This is a genomic window from Rhodophyticola sp. CCM32, from assembly GCF_004751985.1.
GTDB lineage: Bacteria > Pseudomonadota > Alphaproteobacteria > Rhodobacterales > Rhodobacteraceae > Rhodophyticola.
The window spans coordinates 2,298,168-2,310,490 of record NZ_CP038492.1 but is presented as its reverse complement, the minus strand read 5'-3'; the positions used below and the strand labels follow the sequence as shown (position 1 = coordinate 2,310,490).

Genomic DNA, 12,323 nt, shown 5'->3' with positions numbered 1-12,323 from the left:
CTTCTGAGCGCGGGAGTTATGCGAGACTGAGCGGGTTGGGCCAAGTATGCTTCGGGAACAGTTCGGACAAAGTCGCGGTCATGTCGGGCGCCAGGATGACCTCGGTATTCAAGTTTTGCCGAAATGTGCCTTAGAGCAGAAATCGTTTAATCTGAATCAAGATTCTCTGCCTCCGGGTCAGCAAGTTGCTGATCTCGAACGCGAATTCCGATGAGCGATGGTGCAGATTAAAGCACCCTGCCTTAAACTTGAATCACAAATACCCTGCCACGCTTCGCGTTCCCGGGACATTTGTGATGCGCGATGTCTCAGGTTTAAAGCAGCATGCTGTAAAACGATTTCGCTCTAGAAATTCCCGGCAGTGCCCGCAAGGCGGCAAACGTTTCATGCTCAACCGTTAAGCCGCTGACCGGTCGGGTTGTCACCTCACAGACGTATCTTTTTCTGCGCGCCATGCCTGGTATTCTGGCTGAGCACCCTCTGACAACGGATAATACTTGCGAAGATCACCGCCTTGCGACAGGCGCAGGCGCGAAAACTCTTCCCACTCATCATGGGCGCTGGCGTGGTCCAGTGCCGCCTCGGCCATCGCGATCGGCACCAAGACTGCGCCATCGTCATCGGCAACCACGATGTCACCGGGGACCACGTACACGCCGCCACATCCAATGGGCACGTTGACGGCGGCTGCGACCAATTCGGTCTGTGTGTCGAAATTGGGCGTGGACCCGCGCACCCAGATGCCCAGGTCACGCTTGCGCGCATTGCGGCTGTCCCGAATGCAACCATCCACAACGATGCCCGCACCGCCGCGGCCCTCCAGATAGGTCAGCATCATGTCACCGAAGATGCCCGAATTCATGTTTCCGCGTGCATCCACGATAACAACATCGCCTTCTTCGACCTGATACAGGACATGACGGTGCAATTGATCCTCGACATCGTCGTACTCGCCGCGTGTGTGCAGATCCTCGCGCTTGGGCAGGTACTGCAACGTCAGCAATGGGCCTGCCATCGTGCGACCGGTATTCATCGCCACGGGCCCACGGATATGGCTGTTGCGCACACCCATGTGGAACAACGACCCGGACAGGGTGGCAGCACCGACCTTGGCAAGACCCTCGACCAGATCTTTGGAGGGGCGGGAGATTGTGGGGATTTTCATCTCAGTGGTCCATTATCAGTAGTCGTTTAGGGGTTCGACGTTGGCGTCATTCCCTCGATCAGCCCCTTCATGTAGCCGACGGCAAAGATGCGACCCAATCCCTGATAGCCGGGCTTTGTGTTCTCTTCTCCATACATCACAGGGGCATGATCTGGTCGTATTGCCCCGGCAAAGCCAATGTCATGATAGGCTTGCATGGAGGCGCGCATGTCGGTTTTGCCGTCGTCGTGGAAGCGTTCTTCAATGTGATATGCATCGCCTTCGATGTCGCGGAAATGGGCAAAATGGATGCGACCATCGCGCCCCAATTGGCGGATCGCCGCAGGCACGTCCGCGTTCATGGCCGCGAAATTGCCTTGGCACATCGTGATGCCGTTTGATGGGCTTGGAGACAGGGCCAGCAAACGTTCAAAGGCCTCCATGCTGCCCATGATCCGTTCGACATCGAATATGCGTTCGAGTGGCGGGTCGTCGGGGTGCATGGCCAGCTTGACCCCCTCGGCCTCACAGATCGGCAGGACCTGGTCCAAAAAGCGTTCCAGTGTGCTCCACAAATCCACCGCGCGAACTTCCGGGGGCAGTTTGGCCTCGGGGGAGGCTTCGGAAACCCGGTGGTCATAGATCGTGGTCAAAGCCCCGCCGCGCGTCACCGCGTCCACCTGTGTTCGTTTCCAGCCAATATTGGCCATCCAGTTGTAACAATAGACCTCGATCCCCTGTGCCGCGAAATTGCGGATTGTCTGGATGAAACGCCCGGTTTGCAGCGCGGCCAGCGGCCCCCCCGTTTTGATGTCGTTCAGGTCCAGCCATCCTTCGAACGTGGACACCTGAAAGCCAAAATCTGTGTAGAGCTTTTTGTAACGCGCCAACGTTCCCATGTCCCATAGCGCAATGCCTGCATCGCTGATCGCTACGGCCTCAGTAACGCCCATTTGCAAGGCGTAGTGCCATTTGGGGCTTACCTCTGGTTCAAGACACATCGCGATTTTCATAGGGAACAACTTCGTTTCATATTTGAGTCAATAAAGCACCCTGCCTTAAACTTGAATCACAAATACCCTGCCACGCTTCGCGTTCTCGGGACATTTGTGATGAGCGATGTCTCAGATTTAAGGCAGCCTGCTGTAGCATTCTATATTCGGAAACTTGTTATGAATTCCAAACGCAGGGTCAAGCTATTGTCTTGACGTGCTCCCCTGAACTGTCCTTGATTTGAGGGGTCCTGACCCTAAAGCACCCTGCCTGAAACTTGACTCACAAATGCCCTGCCACGCTTCGCGTTCCCGGGACATTTGTGATGCACGATGTCTTAGGTTTAAGGCAGCATGCTATAGGGAGACAGACGATGAAGGGAAGTCGTTTCAGCTCAATCTCAGGCAAAAGCCGAAGAATAAGCGCGCTTCAGAAGCTTGCGAAACGGCGCGATGAGGCAAGCAGTGCCCTACTTTCTGAACTCAAACAGAGCGGTGGGACAATTCGGCCCCATAAGCGTCTGACAACACGAAAAATTTCTGGGAAATGGCAGCCCGTAGGGGAATCGAACCCCTCTTTCCAGGTTGAAAACCTGGCGTCCTAACCGATAGACGAACGGGCCACGTTTGGCGTGGGCGGTTTCTAGGCAAAGCGCCGCGTTCGCGCAAGGGGATTCTTTGCTTTGCTACATGCGAAAATTTCGTGGGTTCTGCCGGTTACAGGAAAGGATGGATCTTCCGGGTCGGGCGAAAGGGGCAAACCGCGAAACCGGCACGGGTTTGACCCGGAAAGACAGGAATTCAATCAGCCCAGGCTGCATCTTCCAGCCGCAATTGCACCCGCTGCCGGCCTTGCCAATGGTTGATCTCGACCCGGCCGGCCAGATGCACCTGCCGCCCGTTATGGTCCTGCAGGGCGGGGCCAAGCCCGGATTGCATCGCGTTGAAGCAGATCGCGTCAAGCGTGACCGGGCCGCCATCGGTGAAGCTGAGTTTCAGATGCCCGTCACCCACCGGTTTGGTGAAGGCGATGCGCATGGCGGGAAACACGAAACGGGGGGCAGGGGCGCCGGCGCCGAACGGGCCGGCGGTTTCCAGTTTTTCGATCAGTTCCACTGTGGCGCCTGCGGGCATCAGCAGCCCGTCCAGGCGCAGATCGGCGGGGCCGGCATCTGCCGCGCCCTGTTTGCCCAGAAGCTCTGACAGGCGCGCCATGGCGTCTTCCAACTGCTCCCGGCTGACGCTGAGGCCTGCGGCCATTCTATGGCCGCCGCCCCGGCTCAGCAGGCCTTCGGTCACCAGCCGTTGCACCGAGGCCCCGAGATCGACGCCCGAGACCGACCGGCCCGACCCTTTGCCCTCATCGCCGTCAAACCCGATCACCACAGCGGGGCGGTTGGTGGCGTCTTTCAGGCGGCTGGCGACGATGCCGACAACGCCGGGATGCCAGCCATCGGCGGCGGCCCAGACCAGCGGCCCGTCCAGCCCCCGGTCTTCGGCCTGGGCGAGGGCGGCATCGCGGACCTGCGCCTCGATCTCGCGGCGATCGGTGTTCAGATCCTCCAGACGTCTGGCCAGCGCATCGGCCTCTGACGGGTCCCGGCTGGACAGCAGTCTTGCCCCCAGATCGGCCTGGCCGATGCGCCCCCCGGCATTGACCCGCGGGCCAAAGACAAAGCCCAGATGGTATGCGCCTGCTGCGCGGTCCAGCCGGGCGACATCGGCCAGGGCCACAAGCCCCGGGCGCGTGCGGCGGGCCATCACCGTCAGGCCCTGCCGCACGAAGGCCCGGTTGACGCCGGTCAGCTGCGCGACATCGGCCACCGTGGCCAGCGCAACCAGATCCAGCATCGCCATCAGGTCCGGCCCGGTGATCCCTGCCACCCGCTGGCGTCGGTTCAGTTCCACCAGCAGCAGAAAGACCACGGCGGCGGCGCAAAGATGGCCCAGATCGCCGGTTTCATCCTGCCGGTTCGGGTTCACCACGGCCACACAATCGGGCAGGTCCGCATTGGCAAGGTGATGGTCCAGCACCACCACATCCGCCGCCTGTGCCGCCGCAATCGGCCCATGGCTGAGCGTGCCGCAATCGACGCAGATGATCAGGTCATGATGTTCTGCCAGATCGGCCATGGCGGCCTCGTTCGGGCCATAGCCTTCCTCGATCCGGTCGGGCACATAAAGCGTGGCATCCTGCCCGCTTTGACGCAGCCAGTCGAGCAGCAGCGCGGCAGAGGCGCCGCCATCCACGTCGTAATCGGCAAAAACCGCGATTTTCTCCTGTTTTTCCAGAGCGGTCAGAAGCCGCTCCGCTGCGGGGGCCATATCGCGCAGGCTCATCGGGTCCGGCAGCATATCGCGCAGGGCGGGGGCCAGAAAGCTGTTTGCCTCTTCCGGCGCAACGCCGCGCCGGGCCAGAACCTGGGCCAGCGCCGGGGCAGGTCCGCGCGCTGGCGCAGCGCCTCGGCCAGGCGGTCCTGCTCGGTATCGGGGCCGATCCAGCGGCGCCCGGTCAGGGATGTCTCGACCTCCAGAAACGCGGTCATGGAGTTTGGGCCAGCAGGGTGGCTACAGCAGGCTGCCTTAAATCTGAGACATCGCTCATCACAAATGTCCCGGGAACGCGAAGCGTGGCAGGGTATTTGTGATTCAAGTTTAAGGCAGGGTGGTTTATAGCTTTGGCCTGAAATTCCGCACCACACCACACCATGTTCCCACCCGGCGGCACCGCCGGGCAGCGTCTGAGCCGCCCCCACGGGGCGGACGCTTCTCGCCCACCCCTCGGCTCAGACGCTGCCCTCTGCGCAATGCATATGCGTTGCAGGTTAAATGGACGATGCTTTAGGTCCAGAGCCCGGGCAAATGCCACAAGCAGGTGTGAAATGACGCTCTGATGGATTTGTTCGGCTGTCATTCCCTCAGCGTGTCGGATTGCGATAGCTCATCCGCCGGACCGACCCGGTTTTGGAGCGCATCAGGATGGTCTCGGCTGTCAGATAGCCCACCTCGCGTTTGATCCCCGGCACAATCGAGCCGTCGGTGACACCGGTGGCAGCAAAAATCACATCCTGGGTGACCATGTCATCGCGGGTATAGACCCGGTCAAGATTGGTGATCCCGGCCTGTCTGGCGCGGCCCGCTTCATCCTCGTTGCGGAACAGCAATTTTCCGAACATCTGCCCGCCCATGCATTTCAGGGCTGCGGCGGCCAGCACGCCCTCGGGGGCACCGCCTTCGCCCATATACATGTCGATGCCGGTTATCCCGGCCTCGGCGCAATGGATCACACCGGCCACATCGCCATCCGTGATCAGACGGATCGCACAGCCGGTGCTGCGCAATTCCTCGATCATCGTCTCGTGGCGCGGGCGTTCCAGCACGCAGACGGTGATGTTCCCGGTGGAACATCCCTTGGCGGCGGCCAGCGCACTGACCCGTTCGGCGGGGGACATATCCAGCGTTACCACGCCCGGGCGATAGCCGGGGCCGATGGCCAGCTTGTCCATATAGACGTCAGGCGCGTGCAGCATCGACCCGCGCGGCCCCATGGCGATGACCGTCAGGGCGTTCGGCATATCCTTGGCGGTCAGGGTTGTGCCTTCCAGCGGGTCCAGCGCGATATCCACCGCCGGGCCCTTCCCATTGCCGACCTCTTCACCGATATAAAGCATCGGCGCCTCGTCGCGTTCACCTTCGCCGATCACCACGACACCCTGAATATCCAGCTTGTTCAATTGTTCGCGCATGGCATTCACAGCGGCCTGATCGGCGGCTTTTTCGTCGCCATGGCCGATCAGCCGGGCCGAGGCCATGGCGGCGGCTTCAGACACCCGGGCAAGCCCGAGGGACAGCATGCGGTCGTTGAAATCTTTTGGCGCGTTCATGGCGGACCTTCCGGGGCAGCGGTAAATGTATTAACCCCCGTGGTAGCGATGCAGGGCCAGAGGGGCAAGGATGGGTGTGGGGCAACGGGTCGGTTTGTTGCAGGCCCGTGTTGTTGCAGGCCCGTGTTATTCAGGCCCGTGATTCAGGCCCGCGCGTCTGCCGCGCCCTGTGGGCCGGTGTGGCCTTGTGTGACCCTGTGGCCGGTCAGACGTCTTCGATCCGCAGCGCGACGGGCAGGCCTGTGACCACACCGGTGGCGGGCAGGGCGGCCAGGGCCGCGTCAAGAGACGGGCGTGCGGTCACATGGGTGACGATCAGAACCGGCACATCCTGATCGTCGTGTTTGTATTGGCGCATCCGGTCGATCGAGATGCCGTTATCGCCGAGAGCCGTGGCCACCTTGGCCAGCGCGCCGGGTTTGTCCTTCAGGGTCAGGCGCAGGTAATAGGGCGCGGGCGAGGCGGCAGAGGCGGGCGGGGCGGCCTCCAGACCGGCGGCGGGCTGGCCGAAAGTGGGCAGGCGGATGCCCCGGGCGATATCGCAGATATCCGACAGAACCGCGCTGGCGGTGGGGCCTTCGCCCGCACCTGCACCCCGCAGGACGATCTGGCCGACACTGTCGCCTTCCAGGATCACCATATTGGTGCCGCCATCCAGCTGACCCAGGGGGGAGCCGACAGGCACAAGGCAGGGCGTCATCCGCTGTTCCAGCCCCCGACCGGTCATCTGGGCTACGCCCAACAGTTTGATTTTATAGCCCATATCGGCCGCGCGGTCGATATCCTGAAGGGTGATCGACTGGATGCCCTGAAGTGCGACCGCGCCGAAATCCACCTGGGTGCCAAAGGCGATGGAGGCCAGAAGCGCCAGTTTATGGCCCGCATCAATACCGCCCACATCAAGGGTCGGATCTGCCTCCAGATAGCCAAGCCGTCCGCATTCCTCGAACAGGGCATTATACCCCTGCCGGGTTGCCTCCATCCGGGTCAGAATATAGTTGCAGGTGCCGTTCATCACACCCATCACACGGGTGATCCGGTTCCCGGCCAGCCCTTCGGTCAGCGCCTTGATCACCGGGATGCCGCCTGCGACGGCGGCCTCATAGCGCAGCACGGTCCCTCCGGCCTCCGCAGCACAGGCAAGGGGTTGACCATGAAGCGCCAGAAGCGCCTTATTGGCGGTCACCACATCCTTGCCCGCGGCAATCGCGGCCTCGGTCGCGGCTTTGGCAGGTCCGTCGCTGCCGCCCATCAGTTCCACAAACACATCCACATCATCGCGGCTGGCAAGGGCGACGGGGTCTGTCTCCCACGCGTAGCCGGACAGAGGCACGCCGCGATCCTTGTCGCGGGACCGGGCGGAAACCGCCGTGATCTCAAGCTTTTTGCCTGTACGCGCGGTCAAAAGCCCGGCCTCGCGGCGGAGGATTTTCACCACACCGGCGCCCACGGTTCCAAGCCCGGCGATGCCAAGGCGCAGGGTCTCCGTCATAAGCTGGCTCCTTCGGAAAGCACGAGACTGGGTTCGGCGCCCCTGTTAGCTTCTATCGCGGGCCCGCGCAACGCGGCAGGCAGGCTATGTCAGGGGCATTCGCCGCAATCTGTCGGCGCGCCATCGCAAACTGGCGGCACGGGCTTCCAGATTGCGGCCTTCTTCCTCCGCATCGCGGGGCAAAAGCGTATCTGTCCCGGCCAGAAGCGGGCCGAGGGGCACAAGCTCAGGATAGCTTGCATCGCGTGCCGTATCGCTGAGCGGGGCGTCCAGATCGGGCAGGGCGCTGCCGCAGGCGGCAAGAAGAAAGGGCAGGGCAAGAAACCGGCGCATGGGGCATGGGTAGCGCAAGTGCCGCAGGGCGTCCAGCATGCGGGTTGAACTGAACAGATGTTCAGATACTGTGTGCATATGGCGCGCAAACAGGGCTCACATGCGGATATAACCGGCCCGAAAGTGCGGCAGGCGGCGCTGGCGCTGTTCGCGCGGCACGGGTTCGCGGCCGTCTCCATGCGCCGGATCGCCAGTGAGGTGGGCGTGCAGGCGGGCGCGCTTTACCTCTACACGCCGGACAAACAGACGCTTCTGTTCGATCTGATGCGGGCGCATCTGGTGGAATTGCTGGCCGACTGGCAGGTGCCGGATGGCTGTGCCACCGCGGCGCTGGAGGCGTTTACCCGCCATCATATCCGGTTTCATCTGGACCGGTCCGATCTGGTCTTCATCGCCTATATGGAATTGCGCAATCTGGAACCGGAGAATTTCAGGGTGATCGAAGGCTTGCGGAAAATCTATGAGGATCAACTGGAGAGCATTCTGAAACGCGGTGTGGCGGCAGGGGATTTCGCGGTGCCCGATACCAAACTGGCAACGCTGGCCATCATCGCGATGCTGAATGGGGTCACAACCTGGTTCCGAGAGGGCGGACGGCTGGACCGGGGGGCGGTGGAAGGCATCTATTGGGATATGGTGCGCAAAGCGGTGGCGCTGGAATAGGGCCGGGCGCTGTCGGGCGTGAGGATGAGGCGCTTTCATTCGATAGAGTGCCAGACCATAATTCTGCAACGCTTATGGATTGCGCAGAGGGCATCGCCCGAACCGAGGGGTGGGCGAGAAGCGCCCGCCCCGTGGGGGCGGTTCGGGCGCTGCCCGGCGGTGCCGCCGGGCGGGAGAGTGGTGCGGAATTCCAGTCCGAATCTATAGATTATAGCTTTTCGGCTTTAACCTGAAACAAACGGTATCGAAAACGCGTTCGAGCCAAAGGCGAGAGGCAGCTTTTTTCGATTCAAGGCTTATCCGAAACGCTTTAGCCGGTGAAATACCCGGTCAGGCCGGATGCCTCCGGCGGGCGTATTTCAGACAAGAAGAAAGTCCGGGGCCTGATCCCGGCAGTTATTCCGCCGGGGTAAGGTTCGATCGGGTAGCGCGTTTGGGATAGGGCACCAGCCGCTCGGCCTGTTCATCCCAGAGTTTCAGGGTGAAACTGCGGATCGCCTCGGGCCAGCGGATCGTCTGCACATCGTATTTTTCGCGCAGGGCCCGATGGCATTTGCGCAATCTGTAGCTGGGGATATTGGCGTTGAAATGGTGGATGTCGTGATAGGTGATATTGGCCACTGCCAGATCCCACCACCAGCCCAGGTCCAGCGCGGAAGATCCCTGAAGGGCAGCGCGCGCCGGGTTCAGCTCGGGCTTGCGGTCCCAGTAGGTGTCTTCGAAATTATGCTGCAGATAGACCAGAAACACGCCGATGCAGCCCGCGACGAAAACGGTGCCGCCATAGATGATCAGCCCGGGCAGGCCCGCCAGCAGCCAGATCATCCCGACCCAGGCAGCAAGGCCCAGATTATGGGCCAGAACCATGGCCGCGCCGGTTCGGGTGGAATTCTTGGGCCAGCGATACGCCAGCACATAGGTGAACAATCCGCCAATCGGGATCATAATGAACGGGTTGCGGTACAGCCGGTACCACAGACGTTTCAAAGCCGGGGCATCCTGCCATTCGGCCAGCGTCATGGTGAAAATCTCGGTCGTATCACGTTCATCCAGATTGCCCAGATGGGAATGATGTGCGTTGTGATTGAACTGCATCACCCGATAGGGCGTCAGCGTGAAGACCGAAAGCCCGTGGCCCGCAAGGTCATTGTGATGTTTCTTGGCAAATAACGAGGCATGCCCGCAATCATGTTGCAGCACGTAAAGACGCACGCCGGCAAAAGCGTTGAGCAGAACCAGCGGGATCACCAGCAGCGGATTGGGCCAGGACAGAACCGCAAGGGCCAGGGTCAGGAAATAGGCCGCGAATGTGCCAAGATAGCTGGCCAGGGCAATACGGTCATCCCGGTCTGTCCAGCCCCGGGTAAAGGCGCGAATCTCGCGTTCCGCCTCGCGCCGATAGGCGGGTGTGATCTGTAGGGGCGATGCAGTCATAATGTATACGTCTCTGGGCCGTTAAAACCGGACAGGGGGAAATATTTGGCTATCGCCGCCTTAAATTGCCATTGGATGCCGACAAGGGCAAGCCCCGGGCAAAGCAGGTAAATCAGCGATAAAATCTCTTCGGCATGGTTTTGCCGAAGAGGGAAGCCAAGACATCCGGTTTCTCACGTTGAGACGTACACTCTAGGCAGCGTACTTACAAAGAGCTTCACGTTTCCAGCCTGTTATGATTCATTTCCCGCAAGACAATATGCGGAGCAGTGGAATGGCGCGGTCAGATTTGAGCGATTTGGAGTGGGAGTTCATCAAAGCAGTGCTCCCAAATAACAGCCGAGGGGTTAAGCGTGTCGATGATCGGCGTGTGATCAATGGCATCTTCTATGTCTTGCGCACAGGCATCCCGTGGCGCGATTTGCCCGATCAATACGGCCCCTACACAACGATCTACAACCGTTTCAACCGATGGACTTATGCGGGCATTTGGGATCGGGTAATGGAGGCGGTCGCCGATGCGCACAATATCGACACCGTGATGGTGGATGGCACATCGGTTCGGGTTCACCATTCTGCAGCGACGCTCAAAAAAACGACCCGCGTCGTTGCATGGGCCGGTCGCGGGGTGGGTTAACCACGAAAATACATGCACTTACCAATCAGGACGGGTTGCCGATCCGCTATGAACTGACGCCGGGCCAAGCCCACGATGCACCCCCATGCGAACAGCTTTTGGACGGGCTGCAACCTGGCCAATACGTTCTGGCTGACAAGGCATATGACGCGGATTGGATCCGCAAGATGATCTGGGAACAGGGCGCCATCGACGTCATCCCGTCCAAATCCAACCGCAAACTGCCCGCCGAGTTCGACGTCGATATCTATCGCGAGCGCAACAAGATCGAGCGGTTCTTTGGCCGCCTCAAAGCTTCCTTCCGCCGTATAGCCACCCGATACGAAAAGACATCTGCCAACTTCTTGGCGATGATCAAACTCGCATCCGTCAGGCTATGGTGCCAGTTTTATGAGTCCGCTGCCTAGATGTTCGGATAGATCGGGAAGCGGGCGCAAAGGGCCAGAACCTCGTCGCGAATGCGGGTTTCGATTTCTGCATTGCCTTCGGCGCCATATGCGGCAAGCCCATCCACAACATCCACGATCCAACCTGCGATCTGGCGGAATTCCGGGTCGCCGAAGCCGCGTGTCGTCCCGGCCGGGGAGCCCAGACGAATGCCCGAGGTCACAAACGGTTTTTCCGGGTCGAAGGGCACGCCGTTCTTGTTGCAGGTGATATATGCGCGGCCAAGCGCGGCCTCGGCGGCCTTGCCGGTCACGCCTTTGGGCCGCAGATCGGCCAGGACCAGATGGTTGTCGGTCCCGCCCGAGACGACATCAATCCCGCCCGACATCAACGCATCGCCCATGGCCTGGGCATTTTTCACCACTTGTGCGGCATAGTTTTTGAACTCGGGGCGCAGGGCTTCGCCAAAGGCCACGGCCTTGGCGGCAATCGCATGCATAAGCGGGCCGCCCTGAAGGCCGGGGAAGACCGCAGAATTGACCTTCTTGGCGATCCCCTCGTCATTGGTCAGGATCAGACCGCCCCTTGGCCCGCGCAGGCTTTTATGGGTGGTGGTGGTCACCACATGGGCATGGGGCAGGGGCGAAGGATGCACGCCACCGGCCACCAGACCTGCGATATGGGCCATATCGACCATCAGATACGCGCCCACCTCATCGGCAATGGCGCGGAACGCGGCCCAGTCCCAGACCCTGCTGTAGGCGGTGCCGCCGGCCAGGATCAGTTTCGGCTTGTGTTCCAGCGCTTTGGCGCGGATGTCATCAAGATCAAGCAATTGATCCTGCTGGCGCACACCATAACTGACCACATTGAACCATTTGCCCGACATATTGACCGGGCTGCCATGGGTCAGGTGCCCACCGGAATTGAGGTCAAGCCCCATGAATGTGTCGCCCGGCTGCAAAAGCGCCAGAAACACCGCCTGGTTCATCTGGCTGCCGGAATTGGGCTGCACATTGGCGAAACCGCAGTCAAAAAGCTGTTTTGCGCGGTCAATCGCGAGGTTTTCGGCAATGTCCACATATTGGCAACCACCATAATACCGCCGACCCGGATAGCCCTCGGCGTATTTGTTGGTCAGTACCGAGCCCTGTGCCTCCAGCACGGCGGCGGAGACGATGTTTTCCGAGGCAATCAACTCGATCTCGTCACGCTGGCGACCCAGTTCCGAGCGGATCGCGGCAAAAATCTCCGTGTCCCGGCTGGCAAGATCTTCGGTGAAAAATCCGTCATCGCGATGGGGGCATTCATGGCCATGGCTCCTGGCAGGGTGCAAATCTGGCGCTGGTTTAGGGCA

At 60.7% G+C, this 12,323-nt stretch carries 8 protein-coding genes, 1 tRNA gene and 2 pseudogenes; 2 read left to right on the top strand and 9 right to left on the bottom strand.

Annotated elements, in window-relative coordinates; all coding sequences use genetic code 11:
• Positions 1 to 421: 421 nt before the first annotated feature.
• The 7 genes and pseudogenes from E2K80_RS11195 to E2K80_RS11165 form a co-directional block, all read right to left on the bottom strand.
• A complete protein-coding gene (locus E2K80_RS11195) occupies positions 422 to 1,165 on the bottom strand; it encodes a ribonuclease activity regulator RraA (protein ID WP_135375081.1) in 744 nt (247 codons plus the stop codon).
• A gap of 26 nt (positions 1,166 to 1,191) precedes the next feature.
• The gene (locus tag E2K80_RS11190) at positions 1,192 to 2,157 is read right to left on the bottom strand and encodes a mannonate dehydratase (RefSeq protein WP_135375080.1); all 966 of its coding nucleotides are present in this window, start codon (positions 2,155 to 2,157) and stop codon (positions 1,192 to 1,194) included.
• 527 nt (positions 2,158 to 2,684) lie between these two features.
• A tRNA-Glu gene (locus E2K80_RS11185) sits at positions 2,685 to 2,759 on the bottom strand.
• Positions 2,760 to 2,937: 178 nt separating this feature from the next.
• Positions 2,938 to 4,682, bottom strand: a pseudogene (gene recJ / locus E2K80_RS11180) (single-stranded-DNA-specific exonuclease RecJ).
• A 372-nt stretch (positions 4,683 to 5,054) separates the two neighbouring features.
• Positions 5,055 to 6,020, bottom strand: coding sequence for a class II fructose-bisphosphatase (gene glpX, locus E2K80_RS11175; protein ID WP_135375079.1), 966 nt, complete (start codon positions 6,018 to 6,020; stop codon positions 5,055 to 5,057).
• Between the two features lie 205 nt (positions 6,021 to 6,225).
• Positions 6,226 to 7,512: a homoserine dehydrogenase gene (locus E2K80_RS11170; protein ID WP_135375078.1), complete on the bottom strand. Its 1,287-nt coding sequence runs from the start codon at positions 7,510 to 7,512 to the stop codon at positions 6,226 to 6,228.
• A gap of 84 nt (positions 7,513 to 7,596) precedes the next feature.
• Positions 7,597 to 7,923 (bottom strand): hypothetical protein, encoded by a 327-nt coding sequence (locus tag E2K80_RS11165; protein ID WP_238475501.1) that lies wholly within the window; start codon positions 7,921 to 7,923, stop codon positions 7,597 to 7,599.
• Between E2K80_RS11165 and E2K80_RS11160 the strand changes: the two genes are divergently transcribed.
• The gene (locus tag E2K80_RS11160) at positions 7,924 to 8,508 is read left to right on the top strand and encodes a TetR/AcrR family transcriptional regulator (protein ID WP_135375077.1); all 585 of its coding nucleotides are present in this window, start codon (positions 7,924 to 7,926) and stop codon (positions 8,506 to 8,508) included.
• 396 nt (positions 8,509 to 8,904) lie between these two features.
• Here the strand turns inward: E2K80_RS11160 and E2K80_RS11155 are convergent, their stop codons facing one another.
• Positions 8,905 to 9,942, bottom strand: a complete 1,038-nt coding sequence (locus E2K80_RS11155) for a fatty acid desaturase (protein WP_135375076.1) — start codon at positions 9,940 to 9,942, stop codon at positions 8,905 to 8,907.
• Between the two features lie 235 nt (positions 9,943 to 10,177).
• On the opposite strand from E2K80_RS11155, the pseudogene E2K80_RS11150 reads away from it, so the two are divergent.
• Positions 10,178 to 10,986, top strand: a pseudogene (locus E2K80_RS11150) (IS5 family transposase).
• Here E2K80_RS11150 and glyA read toward each other — a convergent pair.
• Entirely contained in the window at positions 10,983 to 12,302 is a 1,320-nt protein-coding gene (gene glyA, locus E2K80_RS11145) for a serine hydroxymethyltransferase (protein WP_274379212.1), read from the bottom strand. The pseudogene E2K80_RS11150 and the gene glyA sit on opposite strands and share 4 nt — an antisense overlap.
• Positions 12,303 to 12,323 lie beyond the last annotated feature (21 nt).